Below are 26,573 nucleotides of genomic sequence, written 5' to 3' on the forward strand. Positions count from 1 at the left end.
CTTATGAATTTAGATTTCAAAATTAAAAATTTACTTCTGATTTGCCTAATTTTTTTAGGAGTATTCAACCAATATTATTCTCAAACTCAAGTTCAACCGGATTTTAAAACCGGAGCAGATCAGCCTGAGCTTTATTTATCCTTATTAAAAGATAAAACGATTGGAGTAGTGACCAATCAGACAGGTTTGATGAGTGACAGAACTCACCTCGTAGATTTTTTAGTCAAAAATGGGGTGAAGATCAAAGCTATTTTTGCCCCTGAACATGGTTTCAGAGGAGATGCTGATGCGGGAGCAAAAGTGAAAAACGGGGTGGATGTAAAAACCGGAATTCCCATTGTTTCCCTGTATGGCAGTAATAAAAAGCCGAAACCTGAACAATTGGCAGGAATAGATATTGTTGTTTTTGATATTCAGGATGTGGGAGTGAGGTTCTATACATATATTTCTACTCTAACTTATCTCATGGAAGCAGGTGCTGAAAATAAGGTTGAAGTAATGGTTCTGGATCGCCCCAATCCGCATGACGGATATACAGACGGCCCTGTTTTGAGAAAAAAATGGGCCAGTTTCGTTGGAATGCACGAAGTTCCGGTAGTTTATGGACTGACTATCGGGGAATATGGAAATATGGTAAATGGAGAAAAATGGCTGAAAAATGGTGTTCAGGCAAAATATACCCTGATTCCAATGAAAAATTACCATAAAAAGCAACGCTATACGATATTAGACAAACCATCACCAAATTTACCTAATGATAAGGCGATTAATTTATACCCTATCTTATGTTTTTTTGAAGGGACTCAGGTTTCTGTAGGAAGAGGAACTGATCAGCCTTTTCAGATTTATGGTTCACCGTGGACGGAAAGTTTACCCTATAAATTTACCCCTAAACCAAGCTATGGAGCTAAGGATCCATTTCTGAATGGGAAGCTGTGTTATGGAGAAGACCTTTCCAGCTATCCTAAGGACCTGAGAGAACTGAATCTTGAATGGGTAATCAAAGCTTACCAGGCCTATAAAAATCCGCAGCTGGATTTCTTTTTGAAGAATCTGTGGTTTGATACCCTTTCGGGAACTGATGAATTCAGAAAACAGATTATTGCCGGAAAATCAATTCCTGAAATTAAGGCTTCATGGAAAAAGGATCTGGAGGATTTTGAAAAGATCAGAACCCGATATGTGACGTACGAAGATTAATTAGAATAGGCAGGAAGCTTGAGGATGGAAGCTTGAAGTTATGAAGATCATAAAGCATGACTTTTATTCTTTTTAAAAATCACTTAGTGGTAATGCGACTGTAAGTAACTTCCAGCCTCATGCTTCCAGCTTCCAACTTTAACTAATCAAAATTTTGAGGCGGGTTTTTATCGTTTTTACCCTTATTTAATATAAATAGTCCGATTGTTAATCCGACTACACCTGCAAAAGCAGTTAATAAAGCCCTCTGTAATTTGTCTGGAAGATCATTTCCCAGATAATTCATTAAAAAAAGGATCACAAAAGTGATCACTGAAATGATGATATGATTTTTTCCGAATGGCTTCATTGTATTATTTAAATTTGTAAGAGATCATAACTCCACCTCTGTAAGGCAAAATTTCACCACTTTTATTAAGTCCTTCTACCCCAATGTCATAACGTTTTCCTGTAGTTCTGTCATACCCTTTATAAAAACTTTGTGCAGTTCCAATAGTGGCATAAAGATCAAGATTCCATCTTTCAGATAACTGAAATTGATAACCTCCTGTGACTCCTAACATAATAGAAAAACCTCTTTGATAGAGATTTGATATAACGAAGGAATCTCCATTGTCTGATATAGAAATAGCATTGTTGTTCCAATAATTCCATTTCTGTGCATTATAGGCAGCCAAAGAAATATTGGCACCTAGGTACCAGTGCTTGAAAGCTTCTTTGAAATAATATCTTCCTTCAGCAGAAACAGAATAAAACTGTAATTCATGTCCTGAAAATGATTTCCATGGAGAGATAAAGACATCTCCCTGAAGGGTATATTTAGGACTAATCTGTTTTTCTACACCCAGATTAAAAACACCTACCGGTAAAAAAAGAGCATTTCCCTTTACATACAAACTTTTCTCTTCGCTTTGTTCCTGCTCCTGAGCCTTTAGAGATCCTATGCTCAGAAATGCCAAAGCTCCCATTAATACTCTGTATTTCATCAATATGTTTATTTTATTTGTTTTAATAATTCCTCAGCTAATTTGGAATCTCTGTTAGCCTGAACTGCCATGTTTTTAGACATTTCAGCGTAGTTTTTTGCCATTTCTTTATTTCCGGTCAAGAAATAAAGTTTACCAAGGATATAAGTGTTTTCAGAAGTTTCTCCTCTCATTACGGACTTTTCTGCCCATTCTGTTGCTTTTTTTAATGAAGATGGTGTTTTTACATGGTCTACAAATACCCATGCTGCTCTTAAAAGTTCATCAGGATTAAATGAATCCGGGGTTTTATAATAATCCAATGCTGCTTTTTCGTATTCAGGGAAATTGGCATTTCTCTCATAATAGTTAAGCTTAGTCTGGTTGAGTTTTGTAGTAGCTGTTTGTTTTCCTACCAATGGTTCAGCCATTTTTATAAAGTATTCATCGTTGATCCTTTTATTTTTGTCATCAATAGACTGTTCTATGATCTTCGATAATTTAAGCTGGGCATCAAATTCGTTATATGTTTCTTCAGGAAGAAATTTGACAATCTCTGCCTTTCTGGAAGTAAAAGCTTTGTAATTGGAATCTTCAGTTGATTTTAAGAAAAATAGCATGAATCCTATGTCATCTTTTGAAAGCGGTTCAGCTGCTTTTTTGTTTTCAAAATACCTTTCGGAGGCCTTTTTAGCAAACTCGTAATCTGTATCAGAATTTAGCCTCATTATATTGATCAGAAATTCGGGATCTTTTTCTCCGTTGGCAAATCTCTCTTTCAGAGAACCTTTTTTATTTCCTTGAGAATTGATATCCTGAGCCATAGCCACAAACATACTTTCTTCCATATAGCCTGTGTTTCTGGAAACAAGCTCACCTTCACCGTTCAGGAAAAGATAAGTAGGATAGGAACGGACTCCAAATTTAGAAGCAAGGTCTCTTCCTTCTCCTTTTTCCATATCAAATCTTGCATTGATGAAATTGGTATTGAAATATTCTCTTACGGATTTCTGAGGAAAAACATTTTTTTCCATCATCTTACATGGTCCGCACCAGGAAGCATAAGCATCAATGAAAACCAGTTTTTTTTCCTTTTTAGCTTTGGCTATAATATCTTTAAATGGTAGTTCCTGGAACTGTATAGTCTCCTGAGCGGAGATCATGATAGAGCAAACAATAGATATCCCTGAGATGATCTTCTTCATTTTCAAATAAGATTTGTAGCGAAGATAAATAATTTTCAAAATATAAAGGAGGGAATCTGAAGGTTGAATGATTTATTAACTAATTTTAAGACTTATATCTTTTGGGCTGGATTTTTTAAGCGATCTATAAAGTAGGAGGGAGTAACTCCTGTTTCTTTCTTGAAAACCGTTATAAAAGCCTGATGAGATGCGAATCCACATTCTTCTGCCAGATAACTGATTTTATATTCTCTGTACTGAGCATCTTCATAAAGTTTACGTGTGATGTACTCTATCCTTAATCCGTTGATATAGTTACTGAAAGATTTTCCTCTGTGAATTTTTATAATTTCTGTAAGGTATCTTTGGTTGGTATTTAAAGCATGGGCAAGCGAGCTTAAGCTGACGCTTTTCTTCAGATATCTGTCTGAGTTTTCAAATTTTTCCAGTCTGATAAGTATTGATTTAAGTGTTTCTTCAGAAATTTGTATAGGAACAGATGCTCTTTTCTCTTCTTCGGTATCATTTTTAGGAGATGTCCAGTTGTGCATACCTTTGAGTTTATCAAGTAATTTTTGGTATTTTCTTTTATCCTGATTTTTTTTCTTTTTTAGATACAGCGAACCTGTTAATAGGATAGTAATGATAGATACAACAGCTAAGATGATAATATTACGGGTGTTATTTCGATAGTTTTTTTCTTTTTGTGAAGTAATTTTTACAAGGGTATTTCCAGCTTCTTTTTTTTGTGTCAGTGCAATACTGTCGGAAAGATTAGAATACAGCTTTGAGTATTTCAGGGCAGAATCTTTATCTTTTATTACTTCATAAGAATTGGCCAGTATCATATAAGAAATCTGTCTTTCTCCTATCTGTTGGGATTGTTTTTCAAACTGTAAAGCATTGGTAGCATATTGTATGGCCTTTTCTGGTTGCTGTTGATTATCATAGAACCTTCCTAATGAGTTCAGTACGAATAGTAGATTAGTCGAATTGGTAAGATTTCTCTCTTCAAGAATTTTTAAAGATTTCAGAAGGTATTGTTCTGCTAACTGAGGTTGCTGAGGAGTGTAAACTCCCGTATAAAACATTCCCATATTCATATAGATACGGGAAATCTGATAATATTTGGAAGCCGGAAACGGAAGATCACTATCATTTTCCTGTACGGATTCTATTTCATGCAGGCTTTTATTAAGGTACGCCACCATAGTATCCTGTGGAGCTTTGGTTGTTTCATAATAGTTGAGCAAATTTTGGTAGGTACGGTAAAGTCTGTAGTGTTGCTGTTTGTTCTTGTAATAAATAATAGCTTTTTGTAGTTCATGATAGGCTTCATCATTAAAACCAAGGTCTAAATAAGCACTGCCTCTGAATTCATGAACTTGGGCTATGACTTCATTATCTTCTAGTTCTTTAGCTAACTTTTCGGTTTTATAACTGTATTCTAAGCTTTTTTTAGGATTTTCTGCAAAGTTGAGATAATTGGCCATCAGATATTTACTGCTGATCATCAGTCCTTTTTTATATTCTGAGGTTTCAGCTCTTTTCTCAATATCTTCATAAAAGGTGATGATCTTTTTCGTATCCCTATTTGGGAGTCTTGAATCTGACATTGTTTTAGCTTGTTCAAGCATTCTGTCAATTTCCTTTTCCTTACTACTATGGTCGTTGGTGCATGCTAGTATAATGGAGAGTAAGGAAAGAAATAAAAGTTTTTTCATGTTTTTTGATTAAAATAAATTAGGGAATCCCCGACCTTTTTTAAGGTAAGGTGTTTTTAATGTTGAATGAAAATTATTTTTACTCTTTTTCGGTTAAAATAACATTGTTCTTTTTCTATTCGTTCATGGCAAAGATAAAGATTTCATTTCCCTGTTCTTGTTATAAATCAATATTTTAGAGTTAATCTTTTCCAAAATTAGTAAATATGTAATATGAATTAGATTGTTGATTTTCAGATGTTATTTTTTGTAAAACGATGATTTGTATGATGGAGACTTTTTAAAGATTTTATTACTTAAATATCAGTGTTTAATTCCAAATTTTTGAATACATATTGTTGTAGGTGTTGAGGTAGACTTCCTATTATTGCATTGAAATTTTTGAATTATTATTGGATAACATCAATGAAAATCTATTCCCGACTATGGTTTTTTTATCCAATTTTAGTTAATCATTTCGAAATGAAATTTCAACTTATTTTAAAATAACACACAGATGAAAAAAAAGACATTGCTCACAGCCTCCCTCATTCCTTCCTTATTCCTTTCTCAGGTTGGCATCAGCACTCCTAATCCCACAGAAGTTCTTGATGTAAACGGCATTGAACGGATAAGAGAGCTTCCTAAACATAATACTGATAACACTATTTTCACAAAACCGGACGGAACAAAATCAGAAAACAAAGATCAGCCTTTTAAGGCAACAAAAATGGTGGTTGCGGATGCTAACGGAGTATTAGGTTACGCCGACTGGAATCCGAACACTACACCAGATAATTCTAAAAAGAGAATAACAATCGGTTATTGGGCAGGATTATGGGACAATAATTATTATGCTGTTGGGGCGCCAGGTTTTCCAACTTTTAATTCCCAGCTTCAAAGCAAATTTAATTATGGACCTAATGGAACATATAATAAAATTGATGGGATAGATTTTCAGGAATTTGAAACTATACGGCTAGATATGTATACTGCAGCACAGTTGAAAAACTTTGTTGATGTTTTTTGTATAGGATTAAAGGTTGGTGAAGATATAAGTATTGAAAATGCCACTAAAATAAAAGATTTTGTTGATTTGGGTGGAGTTGCTATAGTGCTTCTTGATAGAGGACGTAATAAAACAGCTCTTCAGGCATTCGGAATCTCAGGAAACGTTTTAAGTGCTCCTATATATGCTTATCCATTATCTGGAAGTATTGGTACTTCAGGGGTTTTCGGAAATACAGCTAGCAATGTTACGATTACAGGGAGTCAAACGGCTGGTTTGGTTTTAAATACTCAATTACCTTCAGGGGCAGAATTACTGGCGAGAGGGGGTAATAGCCAAACAGAATCATTAACTGATGCAGGAATCTGGACAGCAGGTACTGGAGGAAGAGCTATATTCTTTTGGGATGAGGGAGCCTTCAGGAATTCAAGTATTGCTGGAACTATTATAGATACAGATCAGGAAAAATATCTTCATAATCTTATGGCTTATCTATTAGATAAATTAAACCTGTAAAATTTAATAACAAAATAAAAAAATTCCAAAACAACACACAGATGAAAAGAAAATTTTTATTCGTAGCTTCCCTTATTCCTTCCTTATTTTTCTCTCAGGTAGGTGTCAACACATCTAATCCTACGGAAACTCTTGATGTAGCTGGTATTGAGAGGATAAGAGAACTTCCAAAACACAATACCAACAATTCAATTTTTACAAAGCCTGATGGAACAAGGTCCGAAAGCAAAGATCAGGTTTTTACAGCTACTAAAACTCTGGTTGCAGATGCCAATGGTATTTTAGGATATATGGAAGGGTTACCAACAACTAATGATGGCGGAGGATTACCTATAGGACAAGCTATAGTCAGGATATATACTGTACCTGCTAATATAGCAATTGTAGGCTCTTTTAATTTGAAAAGCTATCTGATTGCTAATAACCTTCCGGCTTTACCTTCCATAGATGGATTGGAAATGAATATATCAGGTGTTCCAAGTAGACCTTCATATTATGATCCCCGAATATATAATATATCCAATAGTTCTAAATTAGTAAGCTTTCAATCATTTGCAACGGTAGGAAATGAAAATAAAACTTCGCTTAATAATAACTTACTTCCCAACAATTATCTTCAGGTAGATGCTAATGAAATAGTCTTTTGGACAACTGCAAATGCAGAAGTAGAAACCACCAATCTACAGGTACAGATTGATAGTACTACATACAGATGGTACGAATTCAAATGGTGGTGTATGGAAGTCACTGGTGAAAAGAAAATTTTTATGTCGGTAACCCGTAAGGCATAAGTTCAACTCTTTTTAATGTTAGAAATCAGTTTTTTTTATTGAATTTGATATACTATTTCTGAATATTTTTCAGTGAGAAGTTCGCTTATTCCTCAAAATATTTATAAATAATAACCATGAAAAAACTCATCAATATAAAAGCGCTATTAGCGTTAGGTGCAATTCTGTTAAACCCAATATGGATATTCTCTGAAATCGGAATACATACACCTAACCCACAGGGAGTCTTCAATGTAGATGCAGGTAAGAATAACAATAGTTTGGATGAGCCTACAGCAATACAACAGTTGGATGATTTTGTTGTAAACGCTTCAGGAAATGTAGGAATAGGGACAACAGTTCCTTCTAAAAAACTGGAAATTGTTACAGGCGGAACAGACATTGCTCCTGTTCCAGGAATTAAGCTTAATGATGGTTATCAAAAGCCTGATTATGTTTTGACCTCTGACGCAGATGGAGTTGGAATATGGAAAGCTCCTGCAGTGCTTATGAAGCAACTTAGCCTGTCAGGTACTTCTACTTTGGCGGAGAATATACCGGTTAGTAAATATGCAGGTGTCTATGTTGATCTTCCACTGGGAAGATGGGCTATTAATCTGGTAGTGGCAATGACTTTTTCCAATGCGGATGCTGCGTACAGTATTGGAAATCATTTTGTACGTTTTAGAGTTGAAGATGATACCAACGATCATGGCGTTGTGGGAACTGATGTTTCAAAAGATGCAGTAGAGCCCAGGCTGGCATCCGCATCATTTGGATTATCATAAAGATTAGGAGTATTGAATGGGATGTTGAGGGTTAATAATCTAAGTACAGGACCAAAACGCTATTATTTGTTCATAGATAATGCTGCTGGAGAACGAAGTGAAGTTAAACTTAATTTTACCTGGAATGAAACCTATATCCTTTATTACCTTGTAACTAATTAATCAGAAATCTGCATAAAATTAATTCTACCAGATCAGATTATAGAAGCTTGAGCCCTTTGCTGTCTAAATTATATTAAGATACTGATCCGGTACAATATATTAATGTTAAACAAAAGCATTAGAATACTGTAGGTTGTATATTATTCTGCAGTGTTTAAGTATGGCTTTTCAATTAATTTAAATGAACAATCTTTTTAAAAATATAAACCTGGGATCATTAATAAAACAACGGGTTGATGAAACCCAAACAGAAATGTCCAGGATCTGTAATTTTTTTAAATGCACAGAAGATGAAATAGAAAACATGTATCTTCAGGAAAACCTTACTACCAATACGGTTCTAAAGTGGAGTAAACTTTTAGAATATGACTTTTTCAGGCTCTATTCACAGCATTTGATTTTATATTCTCCTCCCTCAGCAACAGTAAAAAATAAGCAATCTTCATTGCCTCATTTCAGAAAGAGTATTTATACTGCTGAAATAATAGATTTTATTGTAGAAATGGTGGATACAGGAGAAAAAAGCAGAACCCAGATCATGAAAGAATATAATATTCCCAAAACAACACTCTATAAATGGATGGAAAAGTATAGAAAATAACGAATCCTCGTATGATAGCAATACAATGTTGGGATGATTAGAAAATATAAAAAACACAAGTATGAAAGAGTTTCTCCCTAATTATAAAAAAATCTATGTAGATATTCTGACTAAAAAATTTCCTCATAAGCATGAAGAATGTCAGGATCTTTTACAAAAGCAAAAATTGTCTGCCCTTGATATTATAGCACTCAATAAGAAGATATTCGGTAAGGATGAATATAATGTAAGCCGTAATCAGAAACATCGGTCTTATAAAGAATCAGATATTCTGGAAATGCTGGATTACCAAAAAAAACACAAAATTAACGATAGCCAACTGGCAAAACATTTCAATCTGAGCCGTAATTCTGTAACGAAATGGAAAAGGATATTTTAAGTGCAATAGAAGACGTTTGATTTTTTTTGAAAGAGAGTGGATTTATCTGCTCTCTTTTTACAAAAAATTAAATCCTACTCTTTTTTCTTAGACTCTTTATGCTCCTTACCCCAAACTTCCAATTGGCTTAAGACAGGCAATAGTTTTTTCCCTATTTCTGATAATTCATATTCCACTTTGGGTGGAATCTCAGCATATACTGTTTTTACAATCAGATTTTCCTGTTCCATTTTTTTAAGCTGTAGCGTAAGCATTCTTTCGGAAATATTGGGAATTCTGTTTTTCAGTTCAAAAAACCTTAGTTTTTCCTGTTTGAGATGATAACAGATAGAAAGAATCCATCGGCCACTGATGAGATTCACGGCATAAATTTCAGAACAGCTGGATTCCAACGTTTTTTTATTCTCATTATTGGTGGATGATTCTTTAATACTCATACTAACATTTTTGTTCGTTCCATACAACCTATTGTACACTTGTACTATAGTGCACTGATGATTTAAATTTACAAATAAAACGGGAAATATAGGATGTATGTCCTGGTTTCATAAACTTTTATTATAGATTTTTTATATAGTAATATTATGGATTTGAATAGAATTAATAAGGAGCTGAGGGCCAGTATAGAAAGTGTTCCTTATTCACTGGAGATCGATGAAAATATATTTTTGAATGCTCCGGAAATAATACAGAAGGAAAGAATAGAATTTACCAAGGCTTATCCTGTTCAGCGGCCGGATCATATCAAGGTGAAGGATATTTTTATCCGAAGTTCGGTGGACGGTGAAGAAATACGGTTGCATATTTACCAATCTGAAGAATTTAAAAGGAATAATACTTTGATTTATTTTCATGGTGGGGGATATGTTTTTGGTTTGCCGGAACAGGTAGACAGCCAAATGTTTGAAATGGCAGATGGATTAAAGGCAACAATTATATCTGTAGATTACAGATTAGCACCTCAATATCGTTTCCCTGTACCTGTTTTGGATAGTTTTGATGCCTTGAAATGGGTGATTGAAGAAGGTGAAAACCAGCTTGGAGTAAATGCTGAGCAGATTACCGTAATGGGAGCAAGTGCTGGAGGACATTTAGCTGCAGCAGTAGCTCAGATGGCTGCAGACCAGAATATTAATAATATAAAACACCAGTTTTTATTATATCCTGTTATCCATAATGGACTGGATACACCTTCTATGCAGGAGTTTACAGATTCTCCATTATGGAGCAGAAAATATGCTGAAATAGCATGGCAGCATTTTTTGGGTGAAGAAAATAGAGACAAAAGAGTAACTTATTCAGACCTTACTCATTATCGTAACTTTTCTGCGTTGCCTCAGACTACAATTGTAGCTTGTGAACTTGATCCCTTAAGAGATGAAGGGATTGAATTCTCCCAGCTTTTATATCAGGCAGGTGTTAGTACTGAGTTATGGGTGGTTCCCGGAGCGGTACATGTATTCGATCTCTTTGGCTGTCCTTTGACTGATGAATATAAAAAGTTTTTAATGAGCAGGCTCTTTAAATAAGAATAGATGAAATTAAGAGATAAAAAACCGGCGTTGCTTCTTATTGATATTCAGAAAGGATTTCTTGATGAAAACTATTGGGGCGGAAACAGAAATAATAAAGACGCAGAAAAAATAAGCAGAAAAATACTGGAAAGATGGCGGGAATTGAATTTGCCTGTATTTCATGTCCGGCACAGTTCAGTAAATCCTCAATCTAAACTGCATGAATCTGATCCGGGATTTGAATTCAATGATAATGTCCTACCTCAAAATGAGGAATGTATTATCACTAAAAATGTAAACAGTGCTTTTATAGGAACAGATTTAAAAGAAAAACTAGATTTTCAGAAAATAAATACGGTCGTTATTTTAGGAATTACCACAAATCATTGTGTTTCTACAACAACAAGGATGGCTGGGAACTTCGGATATGAAACCTATGTTATTTCAGATGCTACAGCAGCTTTTGACAGAATAGGAATACAGGGAGAAAAATATGATGCAGAACTGGTTCATCTCATGGCATTAGCCAATTTGAATGAAGAATTTGCAACTGTCCTGAATAGTGAAGAATTATTTGAAGATTTGTAGAAAAGAGTTAGAAGCATGAATATATTTAAACTGCTGTACGTGTATGGCAGTTTTTATTTTTTAGAAATGAAATCTTTTATCCTAAATATTTTTGTCAGGAATCATTTGTATTTAGCTTAGTTTTAAGATAATTTTATTTCACTCAATGGTCCTGAAATCTTTGTTATATCTTTGCAAACGAATAATTTATCTACAGAGGTGATCTTAAAAATACAGGCTTTACTATAGCGTAATTAAGGTTTTCTGTGTACGAGAATAGAATGTAGAAGACCTTGAGTATTAATTTTAAACACGCCTTATCCCAAAAATCTATTTACGTTGCCGCCCTATCCACCTGTTTAATTGCAGTAGTGGCTTTTGCTGTTTTAAGTCATTTAATTGCTGAAGATAACCGTAAAAATAATGAAGACTTTGCGAAAAAAACTTTCTTTAGAAAATATGAATCTGTGGAAAGTGAATTCAGGAATATTGAAGATTATCAGTATCTGCTTCGTGAATTGATTCAAAAAGACGGATTGAAAAACTACAGAGATTATTCTTTGGTTTTAAATGATTTGAATAAAAAAAGAAACCTGTTAACATATAGCTGGTATTACTATGACAATAATAAAACAGGAAAGTATGAAAGTAATAATCCATTATCCGGCATTTTCAAGGATAGAAACAAAGCAGAAGGATCTGTCTCCATAAAAAATAGCGGTTCCGGACATTTTAAAGATCTTTTAATAAGCCGTAAAGACAGCATGTTCTGGGTGAGTTATGATTCTCTTGTATTACCAGAGAAAAATATACTGTATTATGGTTCTACCGTAAGTTTAGATGATCTTCATCAATATTTTACCAATGTAGATAAAAGCTCAAATACCTACGCTTACGTTTTTACCAGGGAAGGAATTTGTATTACCCATCCTGAAAAAAAGTACATCGGGAAAAATGTTTTCGAATTCACGGATATCAAGGCAAAGGACACTTTGTGTAGTAAGGTAAAATCAGGACATACAGAAAGCCTTGCTACATCTGAATACCTGGGAATAGGTGTGACACGTTTTATAAAACCTTTGAAAACCGACAATTTTGACGGATATGCAGTAGTGAATTATGTCAATTTTATTACGGATGAAAATATCGATAAAGTAAAAGCTTATACAGTTTATATATTTCTGGCTGCTTTATTTCTGATTGTAACGGTTTTTATTTTATTCCAACGGTCTACGAGCATAGCTTATAGGGAAAAGGAAAAGATACAGTCTGAAAAAAATCTATTGTTGGTAGAGAATGAAAAGATGCATAAAGCAGAAGTGATTAACCAGCTTCAGCAGCTTAAGAATAACATCAATCCACATTTCCTGTTCAACTCTCTGAACTCTTTGTATATGCTGATTGGAATTAATAAAGACAATGCCCAGAAATTCACCATGAATCTTTCAAAAATCTACAGATACCTGATTGTTCCGCCAAAGGAAAATATTGTCCCTGTTGCCAAAGAGATTGATTTTATTCAGAAATATATGGAACTTTTGACAAGCAGGTTTGATGAAGAACTGAATTTTCAGCTTATTATCAAAGACCCTGCAGGTTTAGAAAAACGTATTCCTTATCTGTCTCTTCAAATCGTGACAGAAAATGCTGTAAAACATAATATTGCGACTGTAGATCAACCCTTGGAAATTACAATAGAAGTAGAAGAAAACGGAATTACGGTAAAGAATACGTACCAGCCCAAAACAGAAATTGTTCAGGGAGAGAAATTCGGGATTGACTATTTGAATCAGGTTTATGAGTATTTTAGAGAAAATCCACTTCATATTTCTGTAGACGGTGAATATTTTATATGTTTTTTGCCATTAATGAAATAAAATGAAAAAATCCATTCACTCCCGAATAATCACCTTTCACTCCCTAATACACTCTATATAATTCACTATACCTATAGCTTTGCCAGCTGAAACTAAGATATTTACTATTTGGAATGAATCGGACTATTGTAATGAAGAATTACAGACTTGCTCTGTATCTTGGACTAGCCATGGCATCGCCCGCAGTTCTTGCTCAGAAAAAGGATACTGTAAAAACGACCAAGGAAAAAACTGAAAAAGCAGATATTTCATCATCAAAAAAAACAAAAAAAATTGACGAACTGATCAAAAAAGGGTCTTACAAAAAAGGACTTTTTAATACGATTCAGGTAAAAACGGATGTTTATTTTGAAATTCCTGACAGTTTGATGGGCCGCCAGTTTTTGGTTGTCAATAAACTCTCTCAGGTGCCGATGCAGGTGAATGAAGCAGGTCTGAATAAAGGAATGAATTATGAAAATAAGATCATCTCTTTTCACCGTGACAGAGTTGCTAAAAAAGTATGGGTGAAAACATCTGAAGCGAAAGTTTCTTCCCCTAAAAATGATGCGATTACAAAATCTGTTAAAGATAACTTCTCAGAATCCGTTATTGAAGTTTTTGATATTGAAGCTCAGAATAATGATTCCACTTCAGTAGCTATTAAAGTGAACAAGGTCTTTGACGGGAACCAGAAGAGCTTTAATGATGTTTTGGCTAATGTAGGCCTTGGTGGATCCGTAAAATCAAGTCTTTCTTTTATTGAACGGGTAAAAACATTTCCGGAAAACCTTGTGGTGAAATCCCAACTGAGTACTTCAGTGAACGAAGGGGGTGTTGATCTGCCTGTAACGCTTGGGGTGACCAGTAATATTGTTTTACTTCCTAAAATTCCTATGAAACCAAGGGTAGCAGATGCAAGAGTAGGTTTTTTCAGTGAAAAGCACTGGTTCTTTAATGACCACCAGCAGAAGATGGATGAGAAATTTTTCATTACCCGCTGGAATCTGCAGCCTAAAGATGAAGACAAAGAAAAATATCTGAGAGGTGAACTTGTAGAGCCTAAAAAGCAGATTGTATATTACATAGATCCTTCCACACCAAAACAATGGCGTGAGAAAATCATTGCGGGAGTTCATGACTGGCAGGTGGCATTTGAGCAGGCAGGTTTCAAAAATGCTGTCATCGCTAAAATGCCGGATGAAAAAGATGAAGATTTTGATATTGATGATGTAAGATATTCTGTGATTACCTATGCAGCTTCTCCAAAATCTAATGCGATGGGACCATCTGTAGTGGATCCGAGAAGTGGTGAAATTATTGAAGCGGATATTATCTGGTGGCACAATGTAATGACTTCTCTTCAGGAGTGGATGAGAATTCAGATAGGACCAATAGATCCTAGGGCAAGAGATAATAAATTCAGTGATGAATATATGGGCGAAGCGATTCGTTTTGTATCCTCTCACGAAGTAGGACATACTTTCGGATTGAAGCATAATATGGGATCTTCCTTTGCATTCCCTGTAGAATCTCTCCGTTCAAAGGAATTTACCGATAAGATGGGGGGAACAGCACCTTCCATTATGGATTATGCCCGTTACAATTATGTTGCTCAGCCAGAAGATGGAGTTACAGCTATCACTCCAAAGATCGGAATCTATGACAAATATGCAATTGAATGGGGGTACCGTTGGTATCCGGATGAATTTGTTGAGAAAAAAGCACTTAGAAATCTGATAGATAAGCATGAAGATGATCCATTGTATTTCTATGGTGAACAGCAAAGCTATCTGGAAACAATAGACCCGCGTTCGCAGTCTGAAGATTTGGGTGATGATGCGATGAAAGCCAGCGAATACGGAATGAAAAACCTGAAAGTTGTATCCAATAATCTTTTAAAATGGACCTATGAAGACGGTAAAGATTATACAGATGCAGGAAGGTTATATATGGGAGTTATCGGGCAATGGGATCTTTATACAGGACATGTGATGGCTAATGTAGGAGGAATTTACCTGAACAATACTGTTTTTGGTAATAAGAAAAAGGCCTATGAAGCAGTACCTGCTGACACCCAGAAAAGGGCAGTTGATTATCTGGTTAAAAACTCGATCAACCTTCCGGAATGGTTATTCTTTAATCCGATTACAGAGAAAACATATTCGGTAAAAAATTCTCCGATGGGACCTTTTGAGCAGACTCCGTATACCCTTGCAAGAGGAATGCAGTATGCCAATATCTATTCACTGTTTATGGATGACAGATTGCTTAGACTCCTTGAGAACGAATTGAAGCATGAAGTTTCAGGTTCAAAAGATAAGATCTACACTGTAGAAAACTTATTTGAACAGGTAAGAACAGCCATTTTTAATAAGAAAGGAAGCCTTACGATGCTTGAGAAAATGGCACAGAAAAACTACGTGGACGCATTGATTGTTTCGGTGAACAAATTATTCGAAAAAACAGCCGTAAAAACATTAAAGACAGATCAGACGCTTAATATGCCAATGATCTGCAACTATCATGAAGAAGGTAAAAACCTTAGAAACATCAATTATTCATCCATGAAAAGAGTATCTGAAGTAACAACGTACAAGAGAGCAGAGCTACAAAAGGTTCTGAACTTCCTGAACAGCACCAGATACAGAGGTGATGACGCTTCAAGAGCGCATTACACAGATTTAATTATTCGTATTGAAGAGGCTTTAAACAAATAAACAGCAATGAAAAAAACTCTAATCCTTTTACCTCTTTTAGCTGCTCAGGTTGCGTTTGCTCAGGAAAAGAAAACAATTACCGGAAAGGTAGAAGATGGTAATACTTCCAGCGTAATTGCAGGAGCATCTATAAAAATTGAAGCACAGTCTGTTTCTACCAAAACCGACCTGGATGGCATTATCGAAAGTGTGTCCGTAGGTACGGTGGCTGATAAAGACGGGAAATTTACACTGGAAATCCCGGCAGGAACAAAATCTCTGTTGGTAAGCTATCCGGGTTATGAATCCAGAATTATTCTCATCAATGAAGACAAAACCAATTATACGGTAAGACTTACTGCTGAGGTTTCAGATAAAAACAAGATTCAGGAAGTTATCATTACCGGATACCAGAAAATTGAAAAACGTAAGCAGACTTCAGCGGTTGCTACGGTTAAAATGGATAATATCAGCCAGGCTGGGGTAGCAAGTGTAGATCAGATGCTATCCGGTCAGATTGCCGGGGTAGTGGTGACTCCTGAAACAGGATCTCCGGGAAGTCCGGCGAAAATCAGAATTCGTGGTACAGCATCATTGTCCGGACCACAGGATCCGTTATGGGTAATTGATGGTCTTCCATTAGAAGGAAATGATGTACCTAATTTCAGCGATAAGGATAATATCGACCAGCTTCAGAACTTTTCTATTGCAGGATTGAACCCGAACGATATTGAAGATATTACGATTCTTAAAGATGCTGCAGCAACAGCAATTTATGGAGCAAGAGCAGCCAACGGAGTAATCTCTATTACCACAAAAAAAGGGAAAAAAGGAAACTTGAGATTAAACTTTTCAGCAGATACATTTATTACAGCTCGTCCTGATTTTGATAAACTTAATCTTCTGAACGCTTCAGAAAAAGTTGACCTTGAATTATCCCTTGCTGGAAATGCAGGATTAACATATCGTTCTGATAGAGGGGAAGTAATGAGAATTTTAACTCAGAACAAGCAGTTGGAGAATTTCAGAAACGGAGGTTTTGGGGCTTTGAATTTACTGACACAACAACAAATTAATGCTTTAAGAAATAACAATACCGATTGGGGTAAATTACTGTATAGAAATGCAGTGAATAAACAATACGGATTAAGTATTTCAGGAGGAAGTGACCGTTCTGATTATTACCTGTCTCTAGGGTACTATGATGAAGAGGGAACAACAATTGGTACAGGTTTTAAGCGTTATAACTTCACCTTAAAAAACAATTATAAAATAAGCGATAAATTAAACGCGGGGGTCTCCATTTTTGGTACCAAAAGTGAGAAGGAGTCGTTTATGACAGATGCGGATGCCGCTGCAAGCCCTGTTAATTATTCAAGAAATGCCAATCCTTATCTGTCTCCTTACAATGCTGATGGGAGCTACAGATATGATAAGGATATGGATGGTTACAAAGATGTATATATTCCTTTCAACTTCCTGGAGGAAAGAGAAAATACAAACTATACACTGAAAAATCATTCGGTAAAAGCAATATTGGATTTAGAATATAAGGTTTCAAAAAGTTTGAAGTTTACTTCACAGTTGGGACTTCAGTATGACTCCAATAAGACAGAGAAATATGCTGCTGAAAATACTTATTTTACAAGAAAATTCAGAGAAGGAACCTCTTATTTCAAAAACGGAGGATACCAATATTTCTTACCTGCAGGAGGTATAAAGCAGAATTGGGATAATGAGTATTTCCAATATAACTGGAAGTTGCAGGGGATGTACAGCACAAAGATCAATTCAGTACATGAAATTGATGTGATGGCTGGAACAGAAATCAGAAGAACAAAAGATAATACTACACTTACAAGAGCCTTTGGATTCAACAGTCTTACTAAGGCAGGTATTCCTATTGTATTTCCTAGTTCGGATTTTGCAGCAGACAAGAAGTATGAAACATACCGTGAAATGCCTGTTGTAGAGAATGCTTATGCATCAATGTTTGCTACGGCTTCTTATACTTATGATCAAAAGTACACTTTCTTCGGAAGTGTGAGATATGATGGAACAAACTTATTTGGGGTAAATAAAAAGTATAGATATTTACCGATATGGGCACTTTCAGGGTCTTGGTTGGTAACAAAGGAAAACTTTATGAGCAATGTTCCTGTTATCTCTAATCTTAGACTGAGAGCGTCTTATGGACTACAGGGAAATATTGATCGTAATACTTCTCCATTCTTTATCGGGGAATATAATAATACAACCATATTACCTGGAGTAAATGAAAATGTGATCAACGTAATCAGTCCGCCAAATGACAAGCTTCGTTGGGAGAAAACAACGAATACCAACTTTGGTATCGATTTGGGGTTATTCCAAAACCGAATCAACCTTACTGCTGATGTTTACAACAGAAAAGGGACGGATATGATCAGTATGAGATCAACTCCTCTTGAATCAGGATTCGAATATACGATGGCAAACTGGGGAAGTCTTACCAATAAAGGTTTTGAATTGGCTGTTTCTACCAGAAATATTAATAAAGAAAACTTCAAGTGGTCAACTACGATCAATTTTGCACATAACAAAAGTAATGTGATAACGGAGCAGCCTCGTGATAATGCCCGTCTTCCTACCAGAGAAGGACTTCCTGTAAATGCTGTTTTTGCATTGAAAACTGCAGGAATGGATGAAAACGGAAACCCAATGTTCTGGAAAGGTAATGAAAAAGTAAAAATTGAAGATCTATTTGGATTATATGATCCTTATGAAGATTTCCTTCCTGGATACTTCTCACAGTCAAAGCTTTCAAGTAAAGAGCTAAGAGAGTTATTTACATATGTGGGAGACAGAGATCCTAAATTTACAGGAGGTATTATCAATACTTTTAAAATACATGACTTTGACCTGACGGTTTCTGCAACGTTCAATCTTAAACAGACCGTTATGAAGACACCGTCTTACAAAGGAATGGAGTTGGATAGAGGGCGAAACTATACAAGAGATATTTATCAGGCAGGAACTACACTTCCGGGGATTACAAGTCCTGAAGCAGATAGTAACCCTGGATGGATGGGGAATAAATGGCTTCTTAACAACGACTATAACGTCTATAATCTGTTAGATATATGGGCGAAGGAGATTAGCTATATTAGGATCAGTAGTATCCGTTTAGGATATACACTTCCCAAGAAATTTACCAGCCCAATGGGAATCAGTAGTTTGAGACTGAGTGTTGAAGGGCGTAACCTGTTTGTATTCAGTAATGGCTATAAAGGATATTTCGATCCGGAAACGTATGGAAATATTTACGCACAACCTATCTCCCGTTCAGTGACCTTTGGATTTAATGTTTCTTTTTAAAACTTGAAAAAAATGAGAAAAATAACAACATTTATCGCATTAGCAGCGCTTAGTTTTACCAGCATAGGCTGTGATAGATTTTTAGATATACAGCCGGAAGGTAAAGTAGTTCCTGTAAACGCTGAGGATTACAGAAAGGTACTTACATCCGCTTATTCAAGATATCCGACTCACAAATCTTTAGTGGCATTGCGTACAGATGAGCTTAGTCTGGATGAAAATGCCAGTGGGTTTGCTTACAATCGTGAACTCGCGATGTGGAAAGATACCGGTTATGATTCAAACACGACAGAATTTCCTTGGGTAGGATTCTATTCTGTGATCTTTTATATGAATCAGATCATCAATGAAGGAAGTAAGACCATGACGGATTCTCCTGTGAAGCAGCAAATATTGGCGGAAGCATATGCATTACGTGCCTATTCTTATTTTGATTTGATTAATTTATATGGTAAGCAATACAATGCTGCTACTGCATCCACTGATAAAGGAGTACCACTTAGTTTAGAAATTGATGTAGAAGCTGTACTGAAGCCTTCTACTGTACAGCAGGTATATGATCAGGTACATTCTGATATTGCAAAAGCTGAGGTATTGATGCAGGAACAACAGCAGTCAGCAGGAATTAATTACAGATTTTCCAAAATTTCTTTAAAGGCTTTACAGGCAAGAATGGCATTGTACCAGGGAGATTGGAACAGAGCTTTAGATTATTCACAGCAGGTGCTTGCAATCAAAGATGGATTGAGTGATTTAAATACAACCAATGTAGCGCCTCACCATTATGCTTCTGTAGAATCAATCCTTGCCTTAGAAAAAGCGTTTGACGGTTCTGTAAAGAATAATTTATCTTTTGCTGCTCCTGAGTTGATTTCAGCATATAATAAAACAACGGATAAAAGATTTGGACTTTATTTTGAAAAAGCTCCAGACCGCTATAATATAATTAAAAAAGGAGATTCAGAATTTAAAGTAACCTTCAGAACATCTGAAATGTATTTTATCAAATCTGAAGCATTATTGAAGTTGAATAGGCTTGATGAAGCAAAAGAGACTTTATTAAAAGTATTAAAAAACAGATATACTCCTGAAGGATATACATCAGTTCAAAATGATGTAGCTTCAATGAACACTACAGATTTCATGAATTTTATTCTGGATGAAAGGTTTAGAGAATTTGCTGTGGAAGGTCATCGTTGGTTTGATTTAAGAAGAGCAAATCAGAAAAAGATTACTCATAAGCTAGGAGGAAAGGATTTTATTCTTGAGCAGAATGATCCGAGATATACGATTGCATATCCACAAAGTGCAAAGAAGAATAATCCTAATTTATAACACTTCATATTAACAACCCTTGAAACCGTTAGAACTTAATCGTTCTAGCGGTTTTTTTGTACTTTTGCATTTATGAAAATTGCCATTATAGAAGATGAATTGCTGGCTGTTAATTATCTGAAAGATCTTTTAGATAAACAAAACATAGTTCCTGTCACGGAAACAGTGGTTCTTCGTTCCAAAAAAAAGGCAATAGACTTTTTTGAAAACGATGTTGCCGATCTTATTTTTATGGATATTCATCTTGGTGACGGGATGAGCCTGGAGATCTTTGAACAGGTAGAACTTTTCGCTCCCATTATCTTTATTACGGCATTTGATGAGTATGCTATTCGGGTTTTCAAACATTTCACGATAGATTATGTATTGAAACCTTTTGAAGAAGAAGATCTTCATCAGGCATTACAGAAATTTGTTTCCATCAGAAATAATTTTGATCCGGAACCTTTATTGAAATCCATTTCCACATTACGTCAGGGAGAAGATACTGAGGTGATGAAACGCTTTATGGTAAGAGAAGGGAATAAGTTGAGATCTGTAGATGAGCAGAATACAGCCTACTTCTTTGCTTCGGGAAAATATCTTTTCCTTACCACAATGGATAATCAGACCTATATTTATGATGATACCATCAAAGACATTATTCAAAAACTGAATCCACAGGTTTTCTTTAAAGTGAACCGTAAGTTTATCATCAATAAAGAGGCGATTACAGAAATCATCAAACATTCAAGTCAGAAAGTAGAATTACAGCTATCTCCTAAACCTGAAGTAAGTGATGAGGTGTTTATCAGTAAAATGCAGATCACGGAGTGTCTGAACTGGTTGAAAAATCAATAAGGGGCTGGAAGCTTGATGCTGGAAGAGGGAAGTACTTGTAGTTAAAATATATCATTAAGTCTTTTTTGAATTTCCATATTTGTCATTGGGTACGCCGAATCTTCGGTTTCTGACGAAGGAATAATCTCGCCATCTCATTTCCAGATTACCCTCGCTGGATTATATAGTTTTTTTATTAACCACATAAGAATCATATAGCTTTATCAATGATGAAATTGCTCATCATAGCTCATAAATAAAGTATTATGATGATTTTTAACCTCCCACAGATTTTTGCGGATACGAAAACCAGAGATTTTCTAAAACTTATGTGTACTTCTTATACTCAATGTTTTTAACTTAAACTTACTTAAGTGTTTAAAGTCTTTTGTGACTTTTGTGGTTATTTTTTTAGTTGAAAAGATGCTGGATGTTGGAGGTACCTGTAGTCAGTATATCTGATTAAGTTTTTTTATCTGCACTTTGTCACCCTTGTAGCGTTATATCTATTTTTAATGAACTAAATAGAATATAGCTCCAAGTTCATCAAAAGACAAGTAAACATTCATAATAGAACAGTAACTTCCATCATCCCTCTTCCAGCTTCCCATCCTTCCCCTATTCATTTTTTTCGTATTTTCCATGCTAAAATTAATTGTTTAAACTCAGGACTATGAAAATATACTTATTTCTTACTGTAATGCTTTCGGGAGCTGTATTTTCACAAAAGATACAATTGAAAAAAGATAAGATTTTATTCAATGAAAAGGAAGTGGGAATCCTGAAATCGCCTTACAGAGACCACTTTGAGTTTTATAACCTGGCGAATGAGAAGGTTTTTGATGCCGATTTAAAAGGAGTGACCTTAGCAAAAGAGCAGTTTCTTTATTATCTCGATATGAAATCTGCAGATGGGAAAACCACTCAGATTCCTTATGAAGTATTGGTTACCTCATTTAAGGTAGATCGAATTGTAGCTTATCAATTGGCGGTAAAATATCACCTCTTCAATGAAAACGGTTTTGATAAAACAGAATTGGAAAAGTTCTTTAGCACCTCAAGAGAAAATCTGGGTGACAAATATCTGGCTGCAAAAACCAATAGTATTGCAGAAGATAATGCAAGAAAAAGCAGGTTGGATAATATCAGAAGTCTTTATAACCCTAGAATGGGATCCAATGGAGAAATTTTGATCAATAGCGGAGGTTATCAATCTAAAATTATTGGATATTCAAGAGCGTTTAACTGTGTAGGATTCAATAATACCGGCTCTTGTCTGGAAGTGAGCGATCTGGATGGAGTGAAGGTGGCCTCTATGTATCAAACCAATCAGGGATTAAAGACGTATTTGGTAAGAACTTTTGATAATAATGAATTTACCTTTACAGCCACAAGACCTTATGCACCTTCAGATTATGCGTTTATCAATGAATTTGTAGCTAATCTTTTTATTGAAGGTTATACTCTTGAACATCAGGCTTACTATAAAAATCAGGAACTTCATCAGGCAAAAATGAATGATGCAGTGAACCGTAGCATCAATTTATATGACGTTCCGGGATATTTGGTTGAGAAGTCAGGTAAGAAAACAGAAGGAGCAATGACCATCTGGTTTGAAATGCTGGATCCGGAAAGAACGGGACAAAAGCTTCCTCAGGATGGTGCCGATCGTTTTGGGCAGCGTGTAACCCTGAAGAAAAGATTACCGGGTATGAACAGTATGGCTACCAAAATATATGATGCCGATTCAGGAGTCCATTTCTGTGTTTCTCCAAATGGAAATGAAGAATGTTACTACGGACTGGATGTAAAAGGAGAGCTCATGAAAAAGCTTCAGAATTATGGAAGTCTGCATGGTAATAATTCCTATTTCTATAGATTGGTTGCAAAAGAGAATAAAGTTATGCTCCTTCAGGATCCTGTAGAGCTTCAAAAATATGTAATCAAAACAGATCTGCAGCCTAAAGGGCAAATGCTGGACAGCAGATCCAATGATAAGTTATCCGAAAAGCTGGCAGACTATCTTAAAGATTGTAAGTCTGTTTCTGATCAGCTAAAAAATGAAAGTCTTGATCTTAAGAATGAAGAAAACCTGATCAGGATCATTTCAGATTACAGTAAGTGTAAAAAATAGAGATGAAAATAATAACCTATGAAAATGAGCATTATCAGCTTATTACGGAAGAAGAGGCTCAAAAGATGCAGGGGTTTACCAGAGTTATTAAGGTGGATTCCATAACAAAAATTAAGGAAGAGTTTTTCAATGGAGAATTGAGTAATGTGGTATTCTATCAGGAAGGAGAGACTATTGATGAAATATTTGATCAATATCCCGGACTTAATAGAGTTGATGTAGCAAAAAGAAAAGAAGCTCAAGGGAATTATATAAGGGAAGAGGTCTTTGGGTATCTTAGAAATCAAGGATTAAAACTACATTCATTCAATATAGACCATACTTTAACGGGAAAAACCATTTGTTTTGGGGACTATGATTCACAGACAGGTAATATTATCTTAAAAAGTGTCATGAAAATACAATACGATAAATTTTTGGATATTGCTTATAATTACTGTTATAATAGTTCAGGCAAAATAGAGTATATTGAAGAAGGTAGTGGTGAAAGAGGATGTAATGAATACTCTGAATCATATTATGATAATGTGCTACCACTGTTTCCTGAAGTATAATTAATGTAAATGGACATAACAATAAGTTACGAAAACGAATATTTTGAGCCTGTCACAGAGAAAGAGGCACTGCTTTCCCATGAGTTTGTGAAAATTGTAAAGATCAATGGCCAAACAAAAATCAGAGAAGAATATGTTGGAAATACGATTGTTGAGGTCACTTATTACCAGGAAGCCGAAACCATTGCTGATATTTTAGACCTATATCCGCCACCAATAGGGGTTGATATTATTCATAGAAAGGAAATTCATGGAAATTACCTGAGAGAAGAGATTGTTACTTATAATGATCATGTGAGTGGACTTCGTGCATTTAGTATAGTGCACCATGCTACGGAACAATGTATTTGCTTTGGATCTTATGATTCAGAAACGGGAGAAGTGAAAAAAGATAGAGTTGTTAAAACGAAATATGATGCTTCCGGAGATATTGCCTATATGTATTATTATGATGCATCCGGTAAAGTATATGTCATTGAGGAAGGTGATGGAGGGATATTTTCCGGAGAATTTCCTGAAAGCTACTATAATTACGCATCACCTCTCTTTCCTGAAATAAAAGATAATCATGAATTATAAAAAATACTACAACGGATACTTTGAAGAAATCACAGAACAGGAAGCTGATCAATTGGATGAGTTTTATATTAAATATTTTCTTGATGGGAAACTTAAAAAGATTGAAGATATTACTCCTAAGTATTTTATAGGGACATATTATTTAGATGATACAGAAAATCTTCAGTCAAAAATACAAGAGTTTTGTGTACAAGCTGGACAAAGATGGATTTTTCACACAAAAGAATCTTCTTCATTTGGTTATACTTTATGGAATTGGGTCGATATTGATAATACTGGAGCTATAATATTTAAAGGAAAAAGAGTACTTGATATAAAAAATAGAGAAATTTTTAATTGCTCTATTGACTTATCAAGTAATAAAATGAGAAGGGCAACAAAAAGATATTTCAAAGGAGAAGATACTGAATCCATTTTGATATTTGAATATAATAATCAAAACAATTTATCATATATATTGGATAGAAAAGATACTTGGGGACTCGGAGGAGGATGGCCAATGGATAAGGAGGAATTGATTATTATGGACGCTCGTATAGGAGCATTTCCGTGGGATCAGCATCCTTATTTTCACTCGGCGGTCCCTTTTTTACCGGAGTCAGATATTATTTAGCACAGAAAAATATTAATAATTATGACAACAACTCAATTCAAGGACTTTTTTGGAAATGAAATTTCCAGAGAAGAAGCAGAAGTTTCAACGCAATATTCTGTAGAGACTTTTGTGGATGGAGTCATAAATAAAATAGAGCAGTTAGAAAATGGAGTAGTAGAGATTACCTATTATCATTTGGATGCTTCAGAATCTATCAATGAGTTGTTGCTTCTTTATCCGGATCAAAAAGTTTCGTTTTCTACTATAACTGATATAGGTTCTTATAGAATTGAATATGTTTTTTTATATGAAAAAGGAAGATTAACAGAACAAAAGAAATGGATCATGAATAAAAATGATCAATATATCTGTTTACAAAAATTTGACACCATTACAGGATTATTGATTAATAACGCAACCGAAAAATATTATAAAGATGAAACGTCATCTTATACCTTCGAATATGACCAGTCCGGAAACTGTTTTATGATTCATAATGAAACCGATGGAGAAAAGGATATTTTTGGTTGGGAGATCGGAAATCCCAGGTGTTCCTTTACCTGGAATAGTTTCGAATATTATCAATATTCAGAACCTTTACTGCCTGAATAAAGCAGCAATAAATATCACAAAAAATAAATTTCCTCCGGAGGGATGGCAAAAATTAAGAGAATTTTTTGACAGAATGGTTTAAAGCGTTAATGTCCATGAATATAATGAATCAGAAAATAACAGATCAATACAATCATACTCCTGAAGATAAAGCATACAGTTGGAGAAGCAAGGAAAAAATACCAAAAGATGGCAACAGAACCAATGGACTATAAGAATAAAGGGTTTATAACATCCGATATTTTTATGCAGTTAGCCCTTTATTATATTCATGAAGAGTTTAAAAAAGACCAATATGCCTTCATTCGGAAAGAACTTCTTACAGATCATCATGAGACTGTAGTAAATGGCCAGATGGCAGGTTGGTTTGCCTTTCTCTGGGATGAGTATATATCAAATGCTTCAGAAGAACAGACGATGGTTCAGATTCTTCAAATTGTAAAAGCCAGGATTTATAATAAAGGAACTTATATCCCTTTAACGGAGTTACAGGCTATTCCAACTGTGGATGGTGATTTTAAACTATTTTACAGAAAACCTTTTCCTACAGCTGAGTTAATTAAGATGTTAGATGCTTTGATTCAAATGCTTGAAGGAGATTGGGATCATAAAAACTATGATATGGATATAGATTACTACTATGATTAAACGTTCTTCTCTCAGATTTTGTTAAAC

25 protein-coding genes are annotated in these 26,573 nt (G+C 35.0%); 19 read left to right on the forward strand and 6 right to left on the reverse strand.

All coding sequences use genetic code 11. The features are described from left to right. Window positions 1–3: 3 nt before the first annotated feature. A complete protein-coding gene (locus DRF65_RS05540) occupies window positions 4–1,200 on the forward strand; it encodes an exo-beta-N-acetylmuramidase NamZ family protein (RefSeq protein WP_115969668.1) in 1,197 nt (398 codons plus the stop codon). A gap of 142 nt (window positions 1,201–1,342) precedes the next feature. Here the strand turns inward: DRF65_RS05540 and DRF65_RS05545 are convergent, their stop codons facing one another. The 4 genes from DRF65_RS05545 to DRF65_RS05560 all read right to left on the reverse strand — a co-directional run bounded on the left by DRF65_RS05545 (window position 1,343) and on the right by DRF65_RS05560 (window position 5,073). Further along, window positions 1,343–1,549 carry a hypothetical protein gene (locus tag DRF65_RS05545; protein ID WP_065398796.1) on the reverse strand — a complete coding sequence of 69 codons (207 nt, stop codon included), beginning with the start codon at window positions 1,547–1,549 and terminating at the stop codon, window positions 1,343–1,345. A 4-nt stretch (window positions 1,550–1,553) separates the two neighbouring features. Beyond that, a complete protein-coding gene (locus tag DRF65_RS05550; protein ID WP_115969561.1) occupies window positions 1,554–2,186 on the reverse strand; it encodes a DUF3575 domain-containing protein in 633 nt (210 codons plus the stop codon). Window positions 2,187–2,194: 8 nt separating this feature from the next. Next, window positions 2,195–3,370: a thioredoxin family protein gene (locus DRF65_RS05555; protein ID WP_115969563.1), complete on the reverse strand. Its 1,176-nt coding sequence runs from the start codon at window positions 3,368–3,370 to the stop codon at window positions 2,195–2,197. Between the two features lie 92 nt (window positions 3,371–3,462). Beyond that, window positions 3,463–5,073 carry a helix-turn-helix domain-containing protein gene (locus DRF65_RS05560; protein WP_115969565.1) on the reverse strand — a complete coding sequence of 537 codons (1,611 nt, stop codon included), beginning with the start codon at window positions 5,071–5,073 and terminating at the stop codon, window positions 3,463–3,465. Window positions 5,074–5,569: 496 nt separating this feature from the next. On the opposite strand from DRF65_RS05560, the gene DRF65_RS05565 reads away from it, so the two are divergent. The 5 genes from DRF65_RS05565 to DRF65_RS05585 all read left to right on the forward strand — a co-directional run bounded on the left by DRF65_RS05565 (window position 5,570) and on the right by DRF65_RS05585 (window position 9,277). Then, window positions 5,570–6,577 (forward strand): hypothetical protein, encoded by a 1,008-nt coding sequence (locus tag DRF65_RS05565; protein WP_115969567.1) that lies wholly within the window; start codon window positions 5,570–5,572, stop codon window positions 6,575–6,577. 41 nt (window positions 6,578–6,618) lie between these two features. Further along, window positions 6,619–7,368, forward strand: coding sequence for a hypothetical protein (locus DRF65_RS05570; RefSeq protein WP_115969569.1), 750 nt, complete (start codon window positions 6,619–6,621; stop codon window positions 7,366–7,368). A gap of 116 nt (window positions 7,369–7,484) precedes the next feature. Next, a complete protein-coding gene (locus tag DRF65_RS05575) occupies window positions 7,485–8,135 on the forward strand; it encodes a hypothetical protein (RefSeq protein ID WP_115969571.1) in 651 nt (216 codons plus the stop codon). 343 nt (window positions 8,136–8,478) lie between these two features. Continuing rightward, the gene (locus DRF65_RS05580; RefSeq protein WP_115969573.1) at window positions 8,479–8,898 is read left to right on the forward strand and encodes a helix-turn-helix domain-containing protein; all 420 of its coding nucleotides are present in this window, start codon (window positions 8,479–8,481) and stop codon (window positions 8,896–8,898) included. Window positions 8,899–8,959: 61 nt separating this feature from the next. Further along, window positions 8,960–9,277: a helix-turn-helix domain-containing protein gene (locus tag DRF65_RS05585; RefSeq protein WP_115969575.1), complete on the forward strand. Its 318-nt coding sequence runs from the start codon at window positions 8,960–8,962 to the stop codon at window positions 9,275–9,277. A gap of 74 nt (window positions 9,278–9,351) precedes the next feature. On the opposite strand, the gene DRF65_RS05590 is transcribed toward DRF65_RS05585, so the two are convergent. Next, a complete protein-coding gene (locus tag DRF65_RS05590) occupies window positions 9,352–9,714 on the reverse strand; it encodes a winged helix-turn-helix transcriptional regulator (protein ID WP_115969577.1) in 363 nt (120 codons plus the stop codon). 147 nt (window positions 9,715–9,861) lie between these two features. On the opposite strand from DRF65_RS05590, the gene DRF65_RS05595 reads away from it, so the two are divergent. The 7 genes from DRF65_RS05595 (at window position 9,862) to DRF65_RS05625 (ending at window position 21,445) form a co-directional block, all read left to right on the forward strand. Next, window positions 9,862–10,806, forward strand: a complete 945-nt coding sequence (locus DRF65_RS05595; RefSeq protein ID WP_115969579.1) for an alpha/beta hydrolase — start codon at window positions 9,862–9,864, stop codon at window positions 10,804–10,806. 6 nt (window positions 10,807–10,812) lie between these two features. Next, on the forward strand, window positions 10,813–11,379 hold the full coding sequence (locus DRF65_RS05600; protein WP_115969581.1) for a cysteine hydrolase family protein: 567 nt from the start codon (window positions 10,813–10,815) through the stop codon (window positions 11,377–11,379). Between the two features lie 272 nt (window positions 11,380–11,651). After that, window positions 11,652–13,235: a histidine kinase gene (locus DRF65_RS05605; protein WP_115969583.1), complete on the forward strand. Its 1,584-nt coding sequence runs from the start codon at window positions 11,652–11,654 to the stop codon at window positions 13,233–13,235. A 113-nt stretch (window positions 13,236–13,348) separates the two neighbouring features. Next, window positions 13,349–15,934 (forward strand): zinc-dependent metalloprotease, encoded by a 2,586-nt coding sequence (locus DRF65_RS05610; protein ID WP_115969585.1) that lies wholly within the window; start codon window positions 13,349–13,351, stop codon window positions 15,932–15,934. Window positions 15,935–15,940: 6 nt separating this feature from the next. Continuing rightward, window positions 15,941–19,270: a SusC/RagA family TonB-linked outer membrane protein gene (locus DRF65_RS05615; protein ID WP_115969587.1), complete on the forward strand. Its 3,330-nt coding sequence runs from the start codon at window positions 15,941–15,943 to the stop codon at window positions 19,268–19,270. A 12-nt stretch (window positions 19,271–19,282) separates the two neighbouring features. Continuing rightward, on the forward strand, window positions 19,283–20,605 hold the full coding sequence (locus DRF65_RS05620) for a RagB/SusD family nutrient uptake outer membrane protein (protein ID WP_115969589.1): 1,323 nt from the start codon (window positions 19,283–19,285) through the stop codon (window positions 20,603–20,605). A 72-nt stretch (window positions 20,606–20,677) separates the two neighbouring features. Further along, entirely contained in the window at window positions 20,678–21,445 is a 768-nt protein-coding gene (locus tag DRF65_RS05625; protein WP_115969591.1) for a LytR/AlgR family response regulator transcription factor, read from the forward strand. Between the two features lie 491 nt (window positions 21,446–21,936). Here the strand turns inward: DRF65_RS05625 and DRF65_RS29085 are convergent, their stop codons facing one another. Further along, window positions 21,937–22,068: a hypothetical protein gene (locus tag DRF65_RS29085; protein ID WP_262511435.1), complete on the reverse strand. Its 132-nt coding sequence runs from the start codon at window positions 22,066–22,068 to the stop codon at window positions 21,937–21,939. A 29-nt stretch (window positions 22,069–22,097) separates the two neighbouring features. Here DRF65_RS29085 and DRF65_RS05630 point away from each other — a divergent pair, with 29 nt between their 5' ends. The 6 genes from DRF65_RS05630 (at window position 22,098) to DRF65_RS05655 (ending at window position 26,546) form a co-directional block, all read left to right on the forward strand. Then, window positions 22,098–23,558: a hypothetical protein gene (locus DRF65_RS05630; RefSeq protein WP_115969593.1), complete on the forward strand. Its 1,461-nt coding sequence runs from the start codon at window positions 22,098–22,100 to the stop codon at window positions 23,556–23,558. A 2-nt stretch (window positions 23,559–23,560) separates the two neighbouring features. Further along, window positions 23,561–24,112 (forward strand): hypothetical protein, encoded by a 552-nt coding sequence (locus tag DRF65_RS05635; protein ID WP_115969595.1) that lies wholly within the window; start codon window positions 23,561–23,563, stop codon window positions 24,110–24,112. 9 nt (window positions 24,113–24,121) lie between these two features. Then, the gene (locus tag DRF65_RS05640; protein WP_115969597.1) at window positions 24,122–24,691 is read left to right on the forward strand and encodes a hypothetical protein; all 570 of its coding nucleotides are present in this window, start codon (window positions 24,122–24,124) and stop codon (window positions 24,689–24,691) included. Continuing rightward, window positions 24,681–25,304 carry a hypothetical protein gene (locus DRF65_RS05645; RefSeq protein WP_115969599.1) on the forward strand — a complete coding sequence of 208 codons (624 nt, stop codon included), beginning with the start codon at window positions 24,681–24,683 and terminating at the stop codon, window positions 25,302–25,304. Before DRF65_RS05640 ends, DRF65_RS05645 begins: the two co-directional genes overlap by 11 nt. A gap of 21 nt (window positions 25,305–25,325) precedes the next feature. Next, window positions 25,326–25,898, forward strand: coding sequence for a hypothetical protein (locus DRF65_RS05650; protein ID WP_115969601.1), 573 nt, complete (start codon window positions 25,326–25,328; stop codon window positions 25,896–25,898). A gap of 189 nt (window positions 25,899–26,087) precedes the next feature. Next, complete coding sequence (locus DRF65_RS05655; protein ID WP_123947284.1) at window positions 26,088–26,546, forward strand: hypothetical protein; 459 nt, start codon at window positions 26,088–26,090, stop codon at window positions 26,544–26,546. The last annotated feature ends 27 nt before the right edge of the window (window positions 26,547–26,573 follow it).

It is taken from the genome of Chryseobacterium pennae (assembly GCF_003385515.1).
Taxonomy (GTDB): Bacteria; Bacteroidota; Bacteroidia; order Flavobacteriales; family Weeksellaceae; genus Chryseobacterium; species Chryseobacterium pennae.

Excerpts from the sequence above, each read along its gene's own strand:
- DRF65_RS05540 (WP_115969668.1), top strand. The coding sequence starts at position 4 with ATGAATTTAGATTTCAAAATTAAAAATTTACTTCTGATTTGCCTAATT.
- DRF65_RS05545 (WP_065398796.1), bottom strand. The coding sequence starts at position 1,549 with ATGAAGCCATTCGGAAAAAATCATATCATCATTTCAGTGATCACTTTT.
- DRF65_RS05550 (WP_115969561.1), bottom strand. The coding sequence starts at position 2,186 with ATGAAATACAGAGTATTAATGGGAGCTTTGGCATTTCTGAGCATAGGA.
- DRF65_RS05555 (WP_115969563.1), bottom strand. The coding sequence starts at position 3,370 with ATGAAGAAGATCATCTCAGGGATATCTATTGTTTGCTCTATCATGATC.
- DRF65_RS05560 (WP_115969565.1), bottom strand. The coding sequence starts at position 5,073 with ATGAAAAAACTTTTATTTCTTTCCTTACTCTCCATTATACTAGCATGC.
- DRF65_RS05565 (WP_115969567.1), top strand. The coding sequence starts at position 5,570 with ATGAAAAAAAAGACATTGCTCACAGCCTCCCTCATTCCTTCCTTATTC.
- DRF65_RS05570 (WP_115969569.1), top strand. The coding sequence starts at position 6,619 with ATGAAAAGAAAATTTTTATTCGTAGCTTCCCTTATTCCTTCCTTATTT.
- DRF65_RS05575 (WP_115969571.1), top strand. The coding sequence starts at position 7,485 with ATGAAAAAACTCATCAATATAAAAGCGCTATTAGCGTTAGGTGCAATT.
- DRF65_RS05580 (WP_115969573.1), top strand. The coding sequence starts at position 8,479 with ATGAACAATCTTTTTAAAAATATAAACCTGGGATCATTAATAAAACAA.
- DRF65_RS05585 (WP_115969575.1), top strand. The coding sequence starts at position 8,960 with ATGAAAGAGTTTCTCCCTAATTATAAAAAAATCTATGTAGATATTCTG.
- DRF65_RS05590 (WP_115969577.1), bottom strand. The coding sequence starts at position 9,714 with ATGAGTATTAAAGAATCATCCACCAATAATGAGAATAAAAAAACGTTG.
- DRF65_RS05595 (WP_115969579.1), top strand. The coding sequence starts at position 9,862 with ATGGATTTGAATAGAATTAATAAGGAGCTGAGGGCCAGTATAGAAAGT.
- DRF65_RS05600 (WP_115969581.1), top strand. The coding sequence starts at position 10,813 with ATGAAATTAAGAGATAAAAAACCGGCGTTGCTTCTTATTGATATTCAG.
- DRF65_RS05610 (WP_115969585.1), top strand. The coding sequence starts at position 13,349 with ATGAATCGGACTATTGTAATGAAGAATTACAGACTTGCTCTGTATCTT.
- DRF65_RS05615 (WP_115969587.1), top strand. The coding sequence starts at position 15,941 with ATGAAAAAAACTCTAATCCTTTTACCTCTTTTAGCTGCTCAGGTTGCG.
- DRF65_RS05620 (WP_115969589.1), top strand. The coding sequence starts at position 19,283 with ATGAGAAAAATAACAACATTTATCGCATTAGCAGCGCTTAGTTTTACC.
- DRF65_RS05625 (WP_115969591.1), top strand. The coding sequence starts at position 20,678 with ATGAAAATTGCCATTATAGAAGATGAATTGCTGGCTGTTAATTATCTG.
- DRF65_RS29085 (WP_262511435.1), bottom strand. The coding sequence starts at position 22,068 with ATGGAAAATACGAAAAAAATGAATAGGGGAAGGATGGGAAGCTGGAAG.
- DRF65_RS05630 (WP_115969593.1), top strand. The coding sequence starts at position 22,098 with ATGAAAATATACTTATTTCTTACTGTAATGCTTTCGGGAGCTGTATTT.
- DRF65_RS05635 (WP_115969595.1), top strand. The coding sequence starts at position 23,561 with ATGAAAATAATAACCTATGAAAATGAGCATTATCAGCTTATTACGGAA.
- DRF65_RS05640 (WP_115969597.1), top strand. The coding sequence starts at position 24,122 with ATGGACATAACAATAAGTTACGAAAACGAATATTTTGAGCCTGTCACA.
- DRF65_RS05645 (WP_115969599.1), top strand. The coding sequence starts at position 24,681 with ATGAATTATAAAAAATACTACAACGGATACTTTGAAGAAATCACAGAA.
- DRF65_RS05650 (WP_115969601.1), top strand. The coding sequence starts at position 25,326 with ATGACAACAACTCAATTCAAGGACTTTTTTGGAAATGAAATTTCCAGA.
- DRF65_RS05655 (WP_123947284.1), top strand. The coding sequence starts at position 26,088 with ATGGCAACAGAACCAATGGACTATAAGAATAAAGGGTTTATAACATCC.